Raw genomic sequence first — 17,072 nt, forward strand, 5'->3', positions numbered from 1 at the left:
CAGAGGTCGGGAAGGAAAGTATCAACACCGCGCTGCCGCGACGGGGGTTGGCGATTGCTTCGGTGGCCATCGACTCGGCCGGCCTGATGGTTGCCTTGTCGACTTGGGTCGCCTGGCTGATCATCCGGCCCCGTCTACAGGACGCCGTCCACTGCTCGTGGATCAGGCAGGTGCCGCGGCTTTCACACTCACCCCGTCGGCACGGAGCCCGCCGGCCAATCCGATCGGGGCATACGGCTCGTACTTCAACTAGCCGTGATCCTTTCGAGCGTGTCTTGACGAACGCAGCCACACCACTGTTGCGCCAAGACTTTCGCCGCGTTGTTGAAGGCTTCGCGCAGCCAGGTTTAGCCCCGATCTCGCACGCAAAGGTGGCTACCTTACGAATCCGGGGGAACAACGATATGAACGGCTGCCTCCTCGGCTGATGCCGCTCCGCCGTCGATGCCGACATCGGACGCGAACAGCTCTTCGTCACGATCGTCCGACGTTCCCTCGTCCGAGGAAACCAACCTGCCGGCCCGTCTGTCCCCTACCTCGCGGTCAAGCAACTCACCGTCCGTTCCGACGACGTCCCCGAGCCCATCACCATCCACATCGGACAGTTCGGGCACCTCCCGAGCGAGCCGGCCTTTCCAGCTCTCGCCGGACGATTCCTCTCGCGCCGTAGTTCCCCAGTCTTGGGTTGCCCAAGGACGTTCAGGCGGCGAGTAGCCTTCGTCCAGTGCGTCGCGGACGCCCCTGTCCTCAAGCGTGTCCTCGACGTCGAGTAGGCCGGTATCCGCGTTGTCATCGATGTCGTCGTCCATGATGTCCTGCTCCTTCGTCCGCTACGAATGGAATCAGGGTCCGAAGCCCTGAACCCGGGTAAGGATCGCGGCTGTTCCTTCTCGACGCCTTGCTGCGACTTTGGGGTGTCGTCGCAGTGGGGGCTTCGCGGTCATCGGCAGCCTAGTCCCTTTTTGCCACACAACCCGAACGCCGCCGTTGTCGACGACGCCCCGCCAGGATGCACGGCAGATCAGGCCGACGCAACGCGCGCGAGGTAAGGATCGCCACGGAGGGACCTCCCCATCCTGGGTGCGAGTTCGAGTCGCCTGACGAATTCGTTCAAGGCGACTCAGCCGGATCCGCTCGCTCAAGGACGATATTTTTACTTCTGCGTATGGGTTTTTCATGATCTGGACGGATTCACTCGTGCGGGTGAGTGATGGATCCGAGTTTTTGTCGGAGGTGATGGCTACCGTCGGGCGGGTGATCGATTGTAGAGATTCTGAGTTGGCGTCGTTGTTGGAGTTGTCAGCAGAGGGAGTGGACGAAGCCGGCGTAGTGCGGGCGTTGAGTGCGTTGGCTCGCGCACAAGCGATGTTGGAGGCGGTACGGTTGCGGTTTGTCGGGCGTTTGAGTGGACTCCGCGGAAGTGATACCGCTGCAGTGGTAGCGGGTGTGGAGCGAACCAGCGTGGCGAAAGCTGGCGGTGATGTGGAGTTGGCGGGCGTGCTGGTGTCACGGTTGCCGATGACGGGCGCGGAGTTGGCGGCGGGGCGGTTGTCGATGGAGCGTGTCCGCCAGATCGCGCGGGCGACCACCGATGCCGAGGACCTTCGTTCGCGCAGTCGTTCTTGACCTGAATCGCGGCGATGAGATCGTGGAAGTACGCACGATCGACACCGGCCAGGGCGGCGCCGTGGCCATCGAGATCACCCAGGTCCGGGGGACGACCGGGAGCGCGGAACTGGCCCGAACAGCTACCCGCTGTGGACGTTGCGGAACGATGCCGCCGCGGCCGCCGCCATCCGCGTGATGGAGGCACTGAGCGGTCCGAATCCGGGCGTGGTGCTGATCGACGACGACAACCGGGTGCGGCTGCGCTCCTTCGCCGAGGTCAAAGGCCGTCAGACGACCTGAAGACGAGGTTCAACCGTCTCGGACATGTTTTGCCCGTCCTCAATGGACCGCCGAACCCGCGGCAGGGAAAAGATCATCCCACCGTGGGAGGCGGAGGAGCGCGACGTCCGTCAGGATGACGCGGCGGGCAGCACCATCGCGGGGAGACGGCATGATCGAGGTAACAGGCCTTACGAAGTCGTACGGCAAAACGCGCGCCGTGGACGACCTCACGTTCGAGGTCACAGCCGGCCAGGTGACGGGACTGCTGGGGCCCCACGGCGCCGGTAAGTCGACCACCTTGCGGCTGGCGCTGGGACTGGACAACCCGACGGCGGGGAAGGTCCTTTTCGACGGCAAGCGGTACCGCGAACTGAAACATCCACTGCGCACGGTCGGCGCCCTGCTGGACGCGAGGTCAACGCACCCGAACCGGTCCGCACGAGCGCACCTGGCTTGGATGGCCAAGTCGAACAGGGTCCCGGCAGTCCGCGTCGATGACGTGCTTGAGGCAGTCGGCCTGAGTACCGTCGCGGGCGACCGGGCCGGTGGGCTTTCGCTCGGTATGGCGCGGCGTCTCGGCTTCGCGGCGGCGCTGCTCGGTGACCCCGAGGTGCTGCTGCTCGACGAACCGATGAACGGACTCGCGCCGGAAGACATCCTCTGGGCCCGCAAATTCACCCGCCGTCTCACCGATGAAGGGCGCACCGTCGTGGTGTCGTCGCACGTCATTTCCGAGGTGGCTTTGGCCGCTTCCCGACTTGTCGTGATCGATGCGGGAAAGCTCGTCTGCCAAAGCTCGACCGAAGAGTTCATTGCCGGTACAGCCGAGCACGGGGTCAAGATCAAGCCGCCTCGGCAACAAACCGCACCGGCGGATACGAACACCGCGCTCACCGAACTGACGGACTCCCTAGTCGGGTTCACCGGCTCAGTGCCGGGCAGCGACCGACGCCCGCCGTCACCGCTGTGACGGCGGGCGGACAGACCTCTCAGGGCACCGGACGACCACGGGCCGCGGTGTACAGCGAGTACCACTCGGGCCCGGTCATCGCCGCGGCCTGCCGGGCGGCGTCGCCGCAGGCGCGGATCCGGACCGGGTCCGCCGTGCCGATGACGGGTTCGATCCCCGCGGGATGCCGCATCAGCCAGCCGAGCACGATCGCCTCCGGCGTCGTGTTCTTTTCCCCGGCCATGGTCGAGACCAGGACGGCCGTGCGCTCCTCGGCAAGCGAGCGGTCCGCCGGCGCGGCTCCGGAGTAGACCCCCTGGGCCAGCGCGCCCCAGGCTTGAAGCCGGACATCGTGGGCCTGGCAATACTCAATGGTGCCCTCGGGGAAACTGATCCCGGCGCCCTCCGGATGGTTGACCAGGACTCCTGCCTCCACCCAGTCCCGTTTGCGCAGGCTCATCTCCAACTGGTTCACCACCAGTGGCTCGTCCACGATGGACCGCAGATACTCCATCTGCGACGCAGACATATTCGAGACACCGAACGCGCCGACCTTGCCCGCCGAACGCAGTTCCGCGAACGCCGCGGCGATTTCGTCGGGCTCCATCAGCGGGTCGGGCCGGTGCAGTAACAGCACATCGACGCGGTCCACGCCGAGCCGTTCAAGACTGCCGTGGACACGTTCGAGGATCGACGCTTTGCTCAGGTCGTAGTACGCCTCAAGCCCGTTCTCGCCAAGCCGGATGCCGCATTTCGTCTGGATGCGGACGCGGTCTCGCAATCCGGGGTCGCGGGACAGGACCTGCCCCAGCGCCTCCTCGGACTTGCCATTCCGATAGATGTCAGCCTGGTCGAACCACGTGATCCCGATATCGAGCGCCACTCGCACGGCACGTTCGGCGATATCGACGTCTTCGGTGGTCAGCGGGGCGTCGGACCACGCACCGCCCAGACCCATGCAGCCGTACACCAGTTCACCGTTCATCCCCCGAACCCTAATGGCCGGGCCGGTCGGGAAAAGAAATTTCGGAGACCGTGTCGATCCGTCCGTCCGCTGTTCGACGTGTCAGCAGAAGCCCGCCGGAGCGCCTCCGGCGGCACGACACCGACAAGGAACCGCCATGACTGCGTCGACCACCTTCAGCCCCTCGTCCCGCACTGCCACCGCCGGTTCCGCCCGCCGGTGGATCCGGGCTCTGACCGTCGGCGCGGCGATTGTCGCCGCCAGCGCGGTCTGGTTCGTTGCCTCGGCGCTGGGCGTCGACTTCCACCTCGCCGACGGTCAGGGCGAAGTCGTCCTGACGCTGCCGATCATCGCCGGTTTCACCCTTGTGTGTTCAGCCCTAGGCTGGGCCGCTCTCGCACTGTTCGAGCACTTCACCCCAAGCGCCGCCAAAATCTGGTCCGCACTGGCAACCGCCGTCCTCGTGCTCTCGTTCGTCCCGATCTTCCTGGAGCACGCCACAGTAGGCACCGAGATTTCCCTGGTCCTAGTCCATCTCGCCGTCGGTGTGGTGCTCATCCCAAGGCTGCCGAAGACCACGTCCCGGGGATGACCGCCCGAGCGGCACGGTGACGGCGGTGTCCCCACAGGACGCCGCTGTCACCAGGTCAGCCGTCCGTCCGCGCGAGCCGGGCTGCGCGGGTGACGAGGTAGTGCTGTTCCGGAAGATTCGTCGTGCGGCCGGCCGCGGCCCGGTAATGCGCCACGGCTGCGTCGATATCACCGGCCATCTCGAAGAAGTGGGCGCGGACAGCATCCAGGCGGTGGTGGCCAGCCAGCGGTTCGTCAAGCGCTTCGAGCAACTTCAAACCGGCTGTCGGCCCGTGCACCATGGCCGCGGCGATCGCCCGGTTGAGCGCCACCATCGGGTTCCCGGTCATCCGCTCGAGCAGGCCGTACAGGGTGAGGATCTGCGGCCAATCGGTGTCCTCCGCGCGGTCGGCATCGTCATGGACGGCCGCGATGCCGGCCTGCAACTGGTACTCGCCGATCGCTCCCGCCGTCACCGCGGCGGTGATCAACGCGGTTCCCTCGGCAATCAGCCGCCGGTCCCACTTCGTCCGGTCCTGCTCGGCGAGCGGGATCAGCGCGCCGCCGTCGCCGGCACGGGCGGGACGCCTGGCGTCGGTGAGCAACATGAGCGCGAGCAGTCCGCCGACCTCACCGTCTGCGGGCAGCAAGCCGTGCGCCAGCCTCGCCAACCGGATCGCTTCGTCCGATAACTCGGTGCGATGTAGGCCGCTGCCGACGCTGCTGGTGTACCCCTCGTTGAAGACCAGGTAGAGCACATGGAGCACCGATCGCAGCCGTGGTGCCCATTCCCCGCCCTCGGGCGGTGAGAACTGCGCCCCGGACGATTTGATGCGCTGTTTCGCCCGGCTGATCCGCTGCGCCATGGTCGCTTCCGGCACCAGGAACGCGTTCGCGATCTCGGCGGTGGTCAGGCCACCGACCGCGCGCAAAGTCAGCGCGATGGCCGAAGACGGGGTCAGTGCCGGATGACAGCAAAGGAACAGCAGAGTCAACGTGTCGTCATGGTCGGCGACGACGACTCCGCCGTCACCATCACGAGCCGGCGGCAGCTGGGAGGCGACGGCTTCTTCGCGACGTCGCCGGGCGTTGTCGCTGCGCAGCTGGTCCGTCATCCGCCGCACGGCGGTCTGGATCAGCCAACCACGTGGGTACTCCGGCACGCCGTTCCGCTGCCAGTGCAGTGCCGCCGCGAGCAACGCTTCCTGAACCGCGTCCTCGGCGGCGTCGAAATCGCCGAACCGCCGGATGACCGCACCGAGGACCTGCGGCGCGAGCTCACGCAACACATCCTCGAACCCCGGTCGGGGATTCACAGTTCAGGGGTCGGCGCGCCCATCACCTGGCGTACCTCGATCGGCTGGCGGATCGGGGCTCCACCGGGACCCGGTGCGGCGGAGGTCTTCGCCGCGATCTCGACGGCACGCGCCTCCGACTCGACGTCGACGATCCGGTAGCCCGCGAGCAGTTCCTTGGCCTCCGGGAACGGTCCGTCAGTCACCACTGGGGCGCCGACGCCGTCGAAAGTGACGAATTTCGCCAACTCGGGTCCGGCCAGGCCCTGACCGTCGACGAATTCACCGGACGCGACGAGCTCGTTGTTCAGCGCCAGTTGAAAGGCGACATGCGCATTGATGTCCTCGGGCGCCCAGCTCGAGATCGGTTCCACGCCCTCGATCGGCGTGTAGTTCTGCAGCAACATGAACTTCGGCATGTCCGGCTCCTCAGTCTTCCGCGCGCCCATCTTGGCGCATTCAGGAGTGGAACGGAGCCGGCGGCGAGTTCTCGACATCCCCAGGCGAGCTATTTCAGAAGTTCCCGAAAGCCAACTTGCCCAGTTCGTGGTCGAAGTCGAACCGTTCGGATTCGGCACCCGGCGGTACCTGCTCATAAGTGCGGTTGAGGAAGGTCGCGAGTTCGTGTGCCGGAGCTTCCAGGACCGCGGACCCGTCCGGAGCGTTCAGTTCGAACAGAACCAGCGCGGGATGTGAGGCCGGGCCGACTCGCACATCCCCGTCCCCGACCTGGGTGAGCAGGCCGTCGGCGAGCAGGTCGCGGCCGAACATCCAGCGGACCGTGCCGTGGCCGGTGTGATAGGCCGTGGTCACGGCGTACGGGTCGCGGGTGTCGTACTCGAGATCGACCTTGAGAGGCGACGGGCGGGCCCCGAAGGTTCGCAGCCCGAAGACGATCGTCGCTCGGGTGACGCTGTGTTCGACGCCCATGGTCATAGCCCCTTCCGTGTGCGGTGAATAAAGATCATCTTGGCCTACATATGACGCCCAGTGACAGTCATGAGACCGAGAAGAACGATCTTTCACTCCATCGGTACATGAATGGACTTCATATTGTCACTCAACGGGGTGGTGCCGCCGTGACGACGGTCACATTGCTTCCAGATTACCCGCTGTCAGCCGACGAGAACATTGAGTTCTAGCTAAGTTATCGTGACCTAGGTTAGAGTGCCTTATGTGGATCGACGTGGTACTTCTGGCGAACATGGCAGCCCGGCCATCACACGGCTACGAGCTGCGAAGGCGCGTCGAAGAAACCACCGGATACGCCCTGTCGAACAACTCGCTCTACCCGACTCTGCGCCGGTTCGCCGAGGCCGGCGCCGCGGTCAAGACCGCAGAGCCCCAGGAAGGACGTCCACCGCGGCACGTCTACACGATCACCGAAGTCGGCCGTGAACTGCTGCACGACCTGCTTGCCGATCTGCCCGACGAGCTGGCCGACGACAACGCGGAGTTCCTCGTCAGGGTGAGCCAATTCCAGTGGCTCACCGACAACGAGCGTCGGCAGATATTCGAGGCGCGTGAACGAGCACTGGCGAAACAGCACATCCGGCTGACGGCCTTACGCGACACAAGGGAACCCGAGGCATGGAGCGGTGTCGTACTCGACGAGCTGCTGAGGAGGCTCCATGCCGAACAGAACTGGCTCACTCTCTTGCGCGACCGAGCAACCCCACCATCCGAGGAGGACTCCGATGACCACAAGCACTGAGCTCGCCCCGCAACTGCCCTTCGCCCGGCCGAACATCCTCGACCTCGCCCCGCTCTACGAAGTCCTGCGGCGGACCGCTCCGATGACCCGCGTCCGCACACCCGCCGGCGATCCAGCGTGGCTGGTGACCCGCCATGACGAGGCCAAGGCCCTGTTCGGGGACTCCCGCCTAGGCCGGTCGCACCCGGTGCCCGAGGAGGCGTCCAAGGTCTCCGACGCGGCCGTTCTCTCGGGTCCGTCCGGTGAGTACGACGACGAGCAAGCCGATCGCCAACGCCTGCGGAAGCTGCTCGTGCCCGCGTTCTCGGCCAGGCGGATGAGGCTGCTCACCGAGCATGTCCAAACCATCGTCGACGCGTGTCTCGACACTATGGAGGCCGCTCACGATAATGCCCCTGAGCAGCCCGTCGACCTGCACGAACATCTGTCGTTCCCGCTTCCGGTGCTCGTCATCTGCGAGCTGCTGGGCGTCCCATACGAGGACCGCGAACGCTTCGGCGGCTTGTCCGACCGGATCGGTCAGCTGAACGCCGGCGACGATGCCCGCAACGCGTTGCAGGAGTTTTCGGCCTACACCAGCGAGTTGGCGAAGGCGAAACGGGCAGAGCCGACCCAGGACGTCATCTCGGACCTGGTCCTCGCGCAGAGCGAAGACCCGACGTTCACCGACGAGGCGCTCGCAGAACTGGCGGCCGGCCTTCTGTTCGCCGGGCACGAGACTACTGCGGGACGGATCGACCTCGGGGTCCTACGGCTGCTCAGCGACCTCGACCGGCGTGACGCTCTCGCCGCCGACCCCGACGGCCTGGTGGCCGGCACGGTCGAAGAGATCCTGCGCATGTCCGCGCCGGGAGGCCTGGGCCTGCTGCGCTACGCGCATGCCGACATTCAGGTAGGCGGGCAGACAATCGCCCGGGGTGAAGCCGTCCTCATCGCCTCCAACGCGGCGAACCGGGATCCCGAAGTGTTCGAGGAGCCCGACCGGTTCGACCCGTCGCGCCGTCCCAACACCCACCTCGCGTTCGGGCACGGCGGGCATTTCTGCATCGGTGCCAGTCTCGCCCGGACCGAACTGCGCGTGGTGTTCTCGACGCTGTTCCGTCGGTTCCCGAACCTTCGCCTGGCGATCGACGTCGACGACCTTGTCATCCGCGCCGACCGGCTGACCGGGGGCGTCGCCTCGGTGCCGGTGATCTGGTAGGCGACCGTGCGAAGACTCGACACCGGAGGTGAGGTGTGATGCGGCAGCGGACCGCACCCACCTCCGGGCGCTGGCACGTCCGGTGGGATTTCGGGACAATCGGTTGATGACCGAACGCAAGCCGTCCGGCGTCAACTTCGAGTCCTGGGTCGACAAGCAGATCCGCGAAGCGGAAGCACGCGGAGACTTCGACAACTTGCCCGGCACCGGCAAGCCGCTGCCCGATGCCGGCGGGCCCCACGACGAAAACTGGTGGATCAAGCGGAAGCTGGCGAGCGAGGGACTGTCGGCTGACGCGCTGCTCCCCACCTCACTGAGGCTTCGCAAGGAGATCCAGCGCTTGCCGGACACGGTCAGCCGCTTGACATCCGAACGCGCGGTCCGCGAAGTCGTCGAAAAGCTCAATCAGGAAATCGTGGCGTGGATGCGCGCGCCATCGGGCCCGTCGATTCCGGTGCGTCCGGTGGTTGTCGGCGAGGTTGTCGAACGGTGGCACGCGGATCGCTTGCACGCCAAGGAAATCCCGCCGAGCGCGCCGAGAATAGTGAAGCCCGTGCCAAAACGGACGTCATGGTGGCGTCGAAAGAGCCACCGGCGGGAGGAGCCACCGTGAGCATCGTTCACGGGGCGAGAGCGCGCTCCACGGCCGCTTCGACGTGCAGACGGGTCGTGGGAAACACCGGCACCGGACTGTCTTCCGGCCTGATCAGAAGCTCGATCTCCGTGCAACCCAGGATGACTCCCCGCGCGCCGGCATCGACCAGTCTCCCGATCACCGCTCGGTAAGCGTCGCGCGACGACTCTCTCACTACTCCGAGACACAGCTCTTCGTAAATGACGCGGTGGACGACAGCCCGGTCCTGCGCCTCCGGGATCAGCACCTTCAGCCCATGGCCGGCCAGACGATCCCGATAGAAGTCCTGCTCCATCGTGAAGGCCGTACCGAGCAGGCCGACCGTCGCCAGCCCTTCGCCCAATACCGCCGCTGCAGTCGCGTCGCCCAGGTGCAACAGAGGGATCTCGACGGCGGCCTGCACCTGGTCGGCGACCTTGTGCATGGTGTTGGTACACAGCACGAGCAGGTCGGCGCCGGCTGCTTGCAGTCCACGCGCGGCTTCGGCGAGCAGGTATCCGGCGGCGTCCCAACGTCCGGCGACCTGCAGGCGTTCGACGTCGGCGAAGTCGACCGAATGCAGCACGCATCGCGCCGAATGCAGTCCGCCGAGCTTCTCCCGGACCAGTTCGTTCGCCAGGCGGTAGTACTCGGCGCTGCTCTCCCAGCTCATCCCGCCGAGCATCCCGATGGTGCGCATCGGCCGAGCGGCGAGAGCGCTCATCGGACCACGCCGCCGGGGTTCCACGTTCGTGTCATCCGTTCCCCTGTCCTGGCGAAGCACCGACGTCGGCGACACTACCGCGCCATGACCGGGGCGGAGTCACGCCAGCTTGAAGGCGTACAGCTCGGTGACCGCCGCGCACACGCCCGGCTGGATGATCAGCACTCGCAGGTTGCCGGTCGCGGGGTCGTAGTCGGTGCCTTCGACTTCGTAGTTGCCCGTGCAGATACTGGACAGCGGGAGCTGCCCCAGCGAGGTGACGTGCCCGGTGACCTCGGTGCCGTCGAGTGCGTGCGGCAGGTCGATCTGCAGCAGCTGCTTGCTGGTCGGGTACAGATCCGTACCGGTGTCGTCGGAAGCACACAGCAGCCGGGTGGCCGAGAAGAACGTGCAGCCCTGGATGTCGCGCACCGGGTGGTCCAGGTTCAGGTACGCAGCCAGGTTCAACGCGCCTCCCGTCTGCGGGGTGGACGAGTTCAGGACCGGCGTCGGAAAGACGAGGAAGTGGTTCATCGTGTCCCACTCGCCGTTGACCATCCACTGCGAGTCCGGGGAGACCGCGACCCACGAGTTGTTGTACTCCTCGCCGGAAACCAGGGTGTGCGTGTAGTCGTAGTGGCCGCCTGACGGCGTGGTCACGCGAAACAGTTTCGACGTCGGGTTGCTCGCGCTGTACTGGAAGTCGTCGAAGATGTAGCCCTTGGAGGAGTCCGGGTCGCCGATGTGGTTCCAGCTGGAGACCAGGTCCAGCGGTACCGAGAGGGTGCCCGTGTAGTACTGGTGCGGACTGCCGCCGGGCGGGTTGACCGTGGCGACGCCTTCGTTGTACATCGGGGTGAATTCGGGCGTTTCGCTGACCTGGGTCCAGCCGGTGACGCCGTGCGGCGTGGCCGTGGCCGCTTCGGCCGACGGCGCCGTCACACCCAGCAACACCACCGCACCGGTTCCGAGCAGGACCGCGGCACGACGAATTCCCTTACGCCACATCATGGAGCTCCTTCTGGTGGGGACAGGCAGGGGGCAACGTGAAAAACATACGCACTAGGGGCCTACTTGGCTCGGCGCACCAGGGTGAACCTGTCGATGACCGTGCCGTCCTGGGCGAGCGCGCGGACACTGATCGTGGTCTGCCTGCCAGGCAGGGCCGGCGTCACGTCCGCGGCGATCAGGCCGTACCCCCGGTAGCGCACGCGGGACGACCGTTTCCTGTCCACCGCCGCGCCCGCGCCGAATGGGGCGGTGATGGCCGCCGGCCCTCCGATGTCTGAACCTTTCGTGGCCGACTCCACATGGTCAGGTGACCGCCTTGCCTGCGCCGGACAACTCGGACTACAGGTCCGCAAAATCCAACGCTGGCAAGGCGAAGCGCCGATCGACAAGCGTCGTGAAGTCATACTCGGGAACGCATCGGGGTAATCGGCTTGCCCGCGACCGCACGCGTCGGTTAGACATTCGCCATGATCCGTGGCGAGACGATCGGGCTGCGAGCCCGGCACGAAACCGACGTTGCCATTCTCCATTCCGAGCTCTACAACGACGTCGAAACCAGGTCGAAGGCCGACTCCCGCCCCTGGCGACCTATTCCGCCCGGCTCCTCGACGGCCCCGCACAAAGTGACGGATCCGAGCGATGACACCGCGTCGTTCTCTGTCGTCCGGCTGGCCGATGACGAGCTCGTCGGCGAAGCCTTGTTGTGGAGCATCGACCCGCACAACCGGGAAGCCCATCTCGGGCTGTCGCTCCGACCGGCCTTTCGAGGGCAAGGGCTGAGCGTGGACATCGCCGCCGCGCTGTGCCAGTACGGGTTCGCCATCCGCGGCCTGCACCGCCTGCAGGTCGACACCCTCGCCACCAACGAACCGATGATCAGGGCGTCCACCAAATCGGGGTTCGTCCTCGAAGGCACCCGGCGGCTCGCGGCGTGGGTAAACGGGGAGTTCGTCGACGAAGTCTTCCTCGGCCTGCTCGCCTCGGAATGGCGAGGGAAGTCAGCCGCGACGCCTTAGCAGCGCCAACGCGCCATTGCGGCGCCCGCACACCATCACGACGGCGTGGGCGAGGACGATCAGGCCCACCAGCAGCACCGTGCCGATCAACGGCACGCTGTCGACGGCAGCGCGTAGGCCACCACGACCCGGGCCGCCGCGTCGAGCGGAAAGGCGACACCCCAAGCGACGCTGGCCAGCACCAGCCACTTTCGGAACTTGGGTTCAAGGCGCCACAGGGCGTCAAGTCGCGCCCCCCGCACCCGGACGGCTGATTTTGATCGCGACGTCGAGAAGAAACGGTCGAGCCAGTGCCAACGACCCGAGGATCCAGAGCCCCAGCGCACCGGTCAGCCAGCTTTCCCTGGCGAGCAGTGCCCGCTGATCGCCGGTGATCAGCGCGACCCCAGGGACAACGCCATCGAGGCGAGCACGAGTACCGCGGTCGACGCCGCCCTCACCGCGAGCCATGACGGAAGCCGGCTACGGGTGACGATCACAGACCAAGGCTTTGGCGGCGTCGACGCTGCACAGGCACCGGGCTGCGAGGCGTCCAGCGCCGGATCGCGAGCTTCGACGGCACACTGGAGATCACCAGCCCCTCAGGCGGCCCGACCGTCGCGACCTTGGAGATTCCGTGCGAGTTGTCCTCGCCGAAGACCAGTACCTCCTCTGGACAGGTCTGATCCGGCTGCTCGAATCCGCGGGCATCACTGTCACGGCGGCGGTCGACACTGGTCCCGCGCTCCTCGAAGCGATGGTCCGTCATCGGCCCGACGTCGCCGTCGTCGACGTCCGACTACCACCGACGTTCACCGACGAAGGCCTGCGAGCAGCTCTCACGGCTCGACGCCTCGTCCCCGGCCTGCCGGCGCTGGTGCTCTCCCAGCATGTCGAACAGTTCTACGTCCGGACGTCGTGTCCGAGCTACTCACCCATCGCCCGGCGGACCACCGGCTGGCCCGGTTGACGCCCCGGGAACACGACGTTCTGCGACTCCTCGCGGAAGGCCGGTCCAACACCGCCATCGCCGCCCGGCTGTTCCTGTCCATCAGTGCCGTCACCAAACACATCAACGGAATCTTCACGAAGCCGCACCTCGAACGTTCCGACGATGACAACCGCCGGGTCCGCACAGCCCTGACCTACCTGCAGGCGCGATGACCCGGATACTGGTCAGGGCCGCCGTGGCCGGTGATGCCGAACGGGTCTTCGCACTGCTGACCGGGTTCGCGACCAGCCACCGCCCCCTGCTGACAGCGTTCGACACGACGTTCCCGGAACTGGTGCGGCTGACTGCGTCCGGCGCAGCGGACCTGCTGGTAGCGGAAGCCGGCAGGCACCACGAGGTCGTCGGCTACGCGCTCGCCTTCCGGCTGCTGACGCTCCACGCCAACGGGCCCATCGTCGAACTACAGGAACTGATGGTCGCCCCGGCTTCTCGAAACGAGGGCATCGGCGGTGAGCTGGTCCTCGCCGTCGTCGACCGGGCGCGAGCGGGCGGTGCAGTGGAAGTCACCGTCCCCACCCGCCGGGCGAGGGACTACTACCTGCGGCTGGGGTTCGAAGACACAGCTGTCTATCTCAAACGGTCGTTGGCCTGACGAGGCACGTCCTGCGCACCCGGAGCCGTGGCAGGAATCGGAAATCCCGGCCGCGGCACCCGAATTTTGCTCAGCCGACGCGGCTGAGCGAGTTGCGTCCCGCATAGACGGCTTCAGATCCGAGCTCCTCCTCGATGCGGATGAGCTGGTTGTACTTCGCGGTCCGGTCGGACCGTGACAGCGAACCGGTCTTGATCTGGCCGCAGTTGATCGCGACGGCGAGGTCCGCGATCGTGGTGTCCTCGGTCTCGCCGGACCGGTGCGACATCACCACGGTGTAACCGGCCTTGAACGCGGTGTTCGCGGTGTCCAGCGTCTCGGTCAACGTGCCGATCTGGTTGACCTTCACCAGGATCGAGTTCGCGATGCCCCGGTCGATCCCGTCCTTCAGCAGCTTCACGTTGGTGCAGAAGACGTCGTCGCCGACCAGTTGGCAGCGGTCGCCGATGGTCTCGGTCAGCGACTTCCAGCCCGCGAAGTCGTCCTGCGCCATACCGTCCTCGATCGACACGATCGGGAAGCGGTTGACCAGCTCCGTGAGATACGCGACGTGCTCCTCGATCGACCGCTTGCGCCCCTCGCCCTTGTAGTCGTAGACGCCGTCGCCGTAGAACTCGGACGCGGCGGGGTCCAGCAGGAGCGCGACGTCCTCGCCCGGGATGTACCCCGACTTCTCGATCGCGGCGGTGACGAATTCGAGCGCCTCGTCGGCGGTCCCGAGGTTCGGCGCGAAGCCGCCCTCGTCCCCCACGTTGGTGTTGTGCCCAGCCTCGTGGAGGGACTTTCGCAGTGTGTGGAACACCTCGGAGCCGATCCGGACCGCGTCGGCGAATGTTTCCGCACCGACCGGCGCGATCATGAACTCCTGGAAGTCGAGCGCATTGTCGGCGTGCGCGCCGCCGTTGATGATGTTCATCATCGGCATCGGCAGCAGGTGCGCGAAGACCCCGCCGACATAGCGGTAGAGCGGAACCGCGTGCGCCGCCGCGGCCGCCTTGGCCACCGCGAGCGACACGCCGAGAGTGGCGTTCGCGCCGAGCCTCGCCTTGTTCGGAGTGCCGTCGAGTTCGATCATGACCCGGTCGATGTCGGCCTGGGTCTCGGCGTCGAACCCCTTGACCGCGTCAGCGATCTCTCCGTTGACCGCCTCGACCGCTTTGCGGACGCCTTTGCCGTGGTAGCTCCCCTTGTCGCCGTCACGGAGCTCGACCGCCTCCTTGGTCCCGGTCGACGCTCCCGAAGGCACCGCAGCGCGGCCGATCGACCCGTCCGCCAGCCGGACATCGACCTCGACGGTGGGGTTGCCGCGGCTGTCCAGGATCTGGCGGCCGACGACACGGACAATGGCTGTCATGTGACTCCTCATTCGAATACGACTGAATGAACCGGGATGATGGACACCGGTCGGCTCGCCGATGAGCCCGCGGAAGGTGCGACCGCAGCATAGCGGTCCGGCAACTGTTCGCGTACCCCGATAATCTGTGGTATTGGCCGACCTCGGCGGCCGCAGAATCCATTGTGGACACTAATCCGGCAGGTGTCCTTCGGGTGGTGACCGCACACCCGTGTGGCGGGCCTGGACCCCGTGCGGGAATGCTGTCCCCGTGCACACCGACCTCGCCGACCTCGCCACCGCCTACGGGGTCGCGACCCGCTACGAGAACGCGGACCAGCGCGAAGTGGAGGTCGACGACGATGTCGTCGTCGCGATCCTCGCGCAGTTCGACGTCGACGCATCCACACCGGAATCGGTCACCCGCGAACTCGATGCCGTCCGCACCACTCGCGCCGCCGCCGACCTGCCGCCCACGCTGGTGGTCAAGGCGGGCGCATCACGCGAAATCGGCGTACCGGCCATCCTTCACCTGGAGGACGGCACCCGCCGCACCCTCGACGGAGTCATCCCCGCCGACGTGCCCCTCGGCTGGCATCGGGTGGAGACCGCCGGACAGTCCGTGGTGCTCGCCGTCGTACCGCATCGCCTGCCCGAGGTCCCGCCCGCTTGGGGGTGGATGCTGCAGCTCTACTCGCTGCGTTCGGCCGGATCATGGGGTATGGGCGACTTCGGTGACCTGGCCACGATGGCCCACCGCTCGGGCGCCGAACTGGGCGCCGGGGTGCTACTGGTCAACCCGGTCCAGGCGATCAGTCCCACCCACCCCGTCGAGCGGTCGCCCTACTCGCCGTCGAGTCGCCGCTTCGCCAACCCGCTCTACCTGCGTGTTTCCGCGACCGTGGAGTTCGAGCGCGCTGACGACGCCACCCGGGCGCGCGTGCTCGCCCTCGAGCCGCCGAAGAACACCGAACTGATCGACTACGACGCCGTCTGGGAAGCCAAACGGGCCGCGTTGCGACTGTTGTGGCCGTTCCACGAGTCCTCTGGCATCGAAGACGGCTTCGCCCTGCGAGACTTCGCCACCTACTGCGCATTGGCGGAGGTACACGGTGCGGACTGGCGTGAATGGCCGGAAACCCTGCGTGATCCGGGCGGTTCCGCGGTCGCCGCCGCTCGTGATGAGCTGGCCGACGCGGTGGCGTTCCATGTCTGGCTGCAGCGGCTTTGCCACGGTCAGCTCGATGACGTGCGGCGCGCAGCCCGGGAAGCCGGCATGCCCGTGGGCGTCGTGCACGACCTGCCGGTCGGCGTCCACCCCGGAGGCGCCGACACCTGGGCACTTCGCGACGCCTTCGCCGCGCAGGTCCGGGTGGGCGCGCCGCCGGACGCGTTCAACCAGCAGGGCCAGGACTGGAACCTGCCGCCGTGGCGGCCCGACCGCCTCGCCGAGCTGGGCTACGCCCCGTTCCGGGACGTGCTGCGCGGAGTCCTGGACCATGCCGACGGTATCCGGATCGACCACATCGCCGGACTGTGGCGGCTCTGGTGGATCCCGCCGGGCGAGCCGGCGAACCGCGGCACCTACGTGCACTACGACGCCGAGGCGATGGTCGGAATCCTGGCGCTCGAGGCGCATCGCGCCGGCGCCGTCGTGGTGGGCGAAGACCTCGGCACGATCGAGCCCGAGGTCACCGAGACCATGCACGACCGCGGCGTACTCAGCTCGGCCGTCTTGTGGTTCCAGCGCGACTGGGATTCGGCCGGGCGCCCGTTCGTCCCGCCTCGCCGATGGGAGCCCGAAACGATGGCGAGCATCTCCACCCACGACCTGCCGACGGTGTCCGGCTGGCTCACCGCCGAACACGTCCGCGTACGTGCTGAGCTGGGGCTGCTCGACCGCCCGGCAGACCTGGAATACGCCGACGCGATGGCTGACCGAGAAGCACTCATAGCGCTGTTGCACGGTGAAGAGGTGCCCACCGATGACCTGGTCGTCGCGCTGCACGCGCTCCTGGCTTCCGCATCATCGCGCCTCGTCCTGACCTCACCCGCCGACGTGGTCGCCGAACGCCGCCAGCCGAACCTGCCCGGCACGATCGACCAGTATCCGAACTGGCGTATCCCCCTCCCCGTCACCATCGAGGAGTTCTTCGACGACGAGCGGGTACGAGCGGCGGTCGCGCCGCTACGCGCCGCCCGTCGGATGCCCTGACCCGGCTTGGGTACC

Annotated in this window: 20 protein-coding genes and 1 pseudogene; 11 read left to right on the forward strand and 10 right to left on the reverse strand. The window is 66.8% G+C overall.

All coding sequences use genetic code 11. The annotated features are described in order from the left end of the window. Positions 1–380: 380 nt before the first annotated feature. On the reverse strand, positions 381–809 hold the full coding sequence (locus tag JWQ81_RS33470; RefSeq protein ID WP_297547795.1) for a DUF5709 domain-containing protein: 429 nt from the start codon (positions 807–809) through the stop codon (positions 381–383). A 367-nt stretch (positions 810–1,176) separates the two neighbouring features. On the opposite strand from JWQ81_RS33470, the gene JWQ81_RS33475 reads away from it, so the two are divergent. The 3 genes from JWQ81_RS33475 to JWQ81_RS33485 all read left to right on the forward strand — a co-directional run bounded on the left by JWQ81_RS33475 (position 1,177) and on the right by JWQ81_RS33485 (position 2,860). Beyond that, positions 1,177–1,626: a DUF222 domain-containing protein gene (locus JWQ81_RS33475; RefSeq protein ID WP_297547796.1), complete on the forward strand. Its 450-nt coding sequence runs from the start codon at positions 1,177–1,179 to the stop codon at positions 1,624–1,626. Between the two features lie 138 nt (positions 1,627–1,764). Next, positions 1,765–1,908 (forward strand): hypothetical protein, encoded by a 144-nt coding sequence (locus JWQ81_RS33480; protein WP_297547797.1) that lies wholly within the window; start codon positions 1,765–1,767, stop codon positions 1,906–1,908. Positions 1,909–2,059: 151 nt separating this feature from the next. Beyond that, on the forward strand, positions 2,060–2,860 hold the full coding sequence (locus JWQ81_RS33485) for an ATP-binding cassette domain-containing protein (RefSeq protein WP_297547798.1): 801 nt from the start codon (positions 2,060–2,062) through the stop codon (positions 2,858–2,860). A 19-nt stretch (positions 2,861–2,879) separates the two neighbouring features. On the opposite strand, the gene JWQ81_RS33490 is transcribed toward JWQ81_RS33485, so the two are convergent. Next, entirely contained in the window at positions 2,880–3,824 is a 945-nt protein-coding gene (locus tag JWQ81_RS33490) for an aldo/keto reductase (RefSeq protein WP_297547799.1), read from the reverse strand. Positions 3,825–3,960: 136 nt separating this feature from the next. Here JWQ81_RS33490 and JWQ81_RS33495 point away from each other — a divergent pair, with 136 nt between their 5' ends. Further along, positions 3,961–4,395 (forward strand): DUF6069 family protein, encoded by a 435-nt coding sequence (locus JWQ81_RS33495; RefSeq protein ID WP_297547800.1) that lies wholly within the window; start codon positions 3,961–3,963, stop codon positions 4,393–4,395. A 55-nt stretch (positions 4,396–4,450) separates the two neighbouring features. Here JWQ81_RS33495 and JWQ81_RS33500 read toward each other — a convergent pair whose 3' ends face one another. The 3 genes from JWQ81_RS33500 to JWQ81_RS33510 all read right to left on the reverse strand — a co-directional run bounded on the left by JWQ81_RS33500 (position 4,451) and on the right by JWQ81_RS33510 (position 6,598). After that, positions 4,451–5,689 (reverse strand): DUF6596 domain-containing protein, encoded by a 1,239-nt coding sequence (locus JWQ81_RS33500; protein ID WP_297547801.1) that lies wholly within the window; start codon positions 5,687–5,689, stop codon positions 4,451–4,453. After that, entirely contained in the window at positions 5,686–6,087 is a 402-nt protein-coding gene (locus JWQ81_RS33505) for a YciI family protein (RefSeq protein ID WP_297547802.1), read from the reverse strand. The genes JWQ81_RS33500 and JWQ81_RS33505 overlap by 4 nt, the downstream gene beginning before the upstream one ends. A 94-nt stretch (positions 6,088–6,181) precedes the next feature. Then, positions 6,182–6,598, reverse strand: coding sequence for an SsgA family sporulation/cell division regulator (locus JWQ81_RS33510; protein WP_297547837.1), 417 nt, complete (start codon positions 6,596–6,598; stop codon positions 6,182–6,184). 244 nt (positions 6,599–6,842) lie between these two features. Between JWQ81_RS33510 and JWQ81_RS33515 the strand changes: the two genes are divergently transcribed. From JWQ81_RS33515 to JWQ81_RS33525, 3 genes are all read left to right on the forward strand, one after another. After that, a complete protein-coding gene (locus tag JWQ81_RS33515; RefSeq protein WP_297547803.1) occupies positions 6,843–7,382 on the forward strand; it encodes a PadR family transcriptional regulator in 540 nt (179 codons plus the stop codon). Next, positions 7,366–8,583, forward strand: coding sequence for a cytochrome P450 (locus JWQ81_RS33520; RefSeq protein ID WP_297547804.1), 1,218 nt, complete (start codon positions 7,366–7,368; stop codon positions 8,581–8,583). Before JWQ81_RS33515 ends, JWQ81_RS33520 begins: the two co-directional genes overlap by 17 nt. 106 nt (positions 8,584–8,689) lie before the next feature. Next, complete coding sequence (locus tag JWQ81_RS33525) at positions 8,690–9,196, forward strand: DUF1992 domain-containing protein (RefSeq protein ID WP_297547805.1); 507 nt, start codon at positions 8,690–8,692, stop codon at positions 9,194–9,196. 7 nt (positions 9,197–9,203) lie between these two features. Here JWQ81_RS33525 and JWQ81_RS33530 read toward each other — a convergent pair whose 3' ends face one another. The 3 genes from JWQ81_RS33530 to JWQ81_RS33540 form a co-directional block, all read right to left on the reverse strand. Further along, entirely contained in the window at positions 9,204–9,896 is a 693-nt protein-coding gene (locus JWQ81_RS33530) for an aspartate/glutamate racemase family protein (protein WP_297547838.1), read from the reverse strand. A gap of 123 nt (positions 9,897–10,019) precedes the next feature. After that, on the reverse strand, positions 10,020–10,910 hold the full coding sequence (locus tag JWQ81_RS33535) for a hypothetical protein (protein WP_297547806.1): 891 nt from the start codon (positions 10,908–10,910) through the stop codon (positions 10,020–10,022). Positions 10,911–10,969: 59 nt separating this feature from the next. Continuing rightward, positions 10,970–11,134 carry a hypothetical protein gene (locus JWQ81_RS33540; protein WP_297547807.1) on the reverse strand — a complete coding sequence of 55 codons (165 nt, stop codon included), beginning with the start codon at positions 11,132–11,134 and terminating at the stop codon, positions 10,970–10,972. Positions 11,135–11,377: 243 nt separating this feature from the next. On the opposite strand from JWQ81_RS33540, the gene JWQ81_RS33545 reads away from it, so the two are divergent. Continuing rightward, positions 11,378–11,926 (forward strand): GNAT family protein, encoded by a 549-nt coding sequence (locus JWQ81_RS33545; protein ID WP_297547808.1) that lies wholly within the window; start codon positions 11,378–11,380, stop codon positions 11,924–11,926. Positions 11,927–12,148: 222 nt separating this feature from the next. Here the strand turns inward: JWQ81_RS33545 and JWQ81_RS33550 are convergent, their stop codons facing one another. Then, a complete protein-coding gene (locus JWQ81_RS33550) occupies positions 12,149–12,376 on the reverse strand; it encodes a hypothetical protein (RefSeq protein WP_297547841.1) in 228 nt (75 codons plus the stop codon). 166 nt (positions 12,377–12,542) lie between these two features. Between JWQ81_RS33550 and JWQ81_RS33560 the strand changes: the two are divergent. Together JWQ81_RS33560 and JWQ81_RS33565 are read left to right on the forward strand one after the other, a co-directional pair. Continuing rightward, positions 12,543–13,069 (forward strand): annotated as a pseudogene (locus tag JWQ81_RS33560) (response regulator transcription factor). Then, positions 13,066–13,509 carry a GNAT family N-acetyltransferase gene (locus JWQ81_RS33565; RefSeq protein WP_297547809.1) on the forward strand — a complete coding sequence of 148 codons (444 nt, stop codon included), beginning with the start codon at positions 13,066–13,068 and terminating at the stop codon, positions 13,507–13,509. Before JWQ81_RS33560 ends, JWQ81_RS33565 begins: the two are co-directional and overlap by 4 nt. A gap of 70 nt (positions 13,510–13,579) precedes the next feature. Here JWQ81_RS33565 and eno read toward each other — a convergent pair whose 3' ends face one another. Next, positions 13,580–14,863, reverse strand: a complete 1,284-nt coding sequence (eno, locus tag JWQ81_RS33570; protein WP_297547810.1) for a phosphopyruvate hydratase — start codon at positions 14,861–14,863, stop codon at positions 13,580–13,582. 250 nt (positions 14,864–15,113) lie between these two features. Here eno and malQ point away from each other — a divergent pair, with 250 nt between their 5' ends. Beyond that, positions 15,114–17,057, forward strand: coding sequence for a 4-alpha-glucanotransferase (gene malQ, locus JWQ81_RS33575; RefSeq protein WP_297547811.1), 1,944 nt, complete (start codon positions 15,114–15,116; stop codon positions 17,055–17,057). Positions 17,058–17,072 lie beyond the last annotated feature (15 nt).

Origin of the sequence: Amycolatopsis sp., assembly GCF_025464955.1 — a bacterium.
GTDB lineage: Bacteria > Actinomycetota > Actinomycetes > Mycobacteriales > Pseudonocardiaceae > Amycolatopsis.

Excerpts from the sequence above, each read along its gene's own strand:
- eno (WP_297547810.1), bottom strand. The coding sequence starts at position 14,863 with ATGACAGCCATTGTCCGTGTCGTCGGCCGCCAGATCCTGGACAGCCGC.
- JWQ81_RS33475 (WP_297547796.1), top strand. The coding sequence starts at position 1,177 with ATGATCTGGACGGATTCACTCGTGCGGGTGAGTGATGGATCCGAGTTT.
- JWQ81_RS33550 (WP_297547841.1), bottom strand. The coding sequence starts at position 12,376 with ATGGCTCGCGGTGAGGGCGGCGTCGACCGCGGTACTCGTGCTCGCCTC.
- JWQ81_RS33505 (WP_297547802.1), bottom strand. The coding sequence starts at position 6,087 with ATGCCGAAGTTCATGTTGCTGCAGAACTACACGCCGATCGAGGGCGTG.
- JWQ81_RS33515 (WP_297547803.1), top strand. The coding sequence starts at position 6,843 with ATGTGGATCGACGTGGTACTTCTGGCGAACATGGCAGCCCGGCCATCA.
- JWQ81_RS33490 (WP_297547799.1), bottom strand. The coding sequence starts at position 3,824 with ATGAACGGTGAACTGGTGTACGGCTGCATGGGTCTGGGCGGTGCGTGG.
- JWQ81_RS33470 (WP_297547795.1), bottom strand. The coding sequence starts at position 809 with ATGGACGACGACATCGATGACAACGCGGATACCGGCCTACTCGACGTC.
- JWQ81_RS33530 (WP_297547838.1), bottom strand. The coding sequence starts at position 9,896 with ATGCGCACCATCGGGATGCTCGGCGGGATGAGCTGGGAGAGCAGCGCC.
- JWQ81_RS33535 (WP_297547806.1), bottom strand. The coding sequence starts at position 10,910 with ATGATGTGGCGTAAGGGAATTCGTCGTGCCGCGGTCCTGCTCGGAACC.
- JWQ81_RS33565 (WP_297547809.1), top strand. The coding sequence starts at position 13,066 with ATGACCCGGATACTGGTCAGGGCCGCCGTGGCCGGTGATGCCGAACGG.
- JWQ81_RS33510 (WP_297547837.1), bottom strand. The coding sequence starts at position 6,598 with ATGGGCGTCGAACACAGCGTCACCCGAGCGACGATCGTCTTCGGGCTG.
- JWQ81_RS33495 (WP_297547800.1), top strand. The coding sequence starts at position 3,961 with ATGACTGCGTCGACCACCTTCAGCCCCTCGTCCCGCACTGCCACCGCC.
- JWQ81_RS33525 (WP_297547805.1), top strand. The coding sequence starts at position 8,690 with ATGACCGAACGCAAGCCGTCCGGCGTCAACTTCGAGTCCTGGGTCGAC.
- JWQ81_RS33520 (WP_297547804.1), top strand. The coding sequence starts at position 7,366 with ATGACCACAAGCACTGAGCTCGCCCCGCAACTGCCCTTCGCCCGGCCG.
- JWQ81_RS33485 (WP_297547798.1), top strand. The coding sequence starts at position 2,060 with ATGATCGAGGTAACAGGCCTTACGAAGTCGTACGGCAAAACGCGCGCC.
- JWQ81_RS33545 (WP_297547808.1), top strand. The coding sequence starts at position 11,378 with ATGATCCGTGGCGAGACGATCGGGCTGCGAGCCCGGCACGAAACCGAC.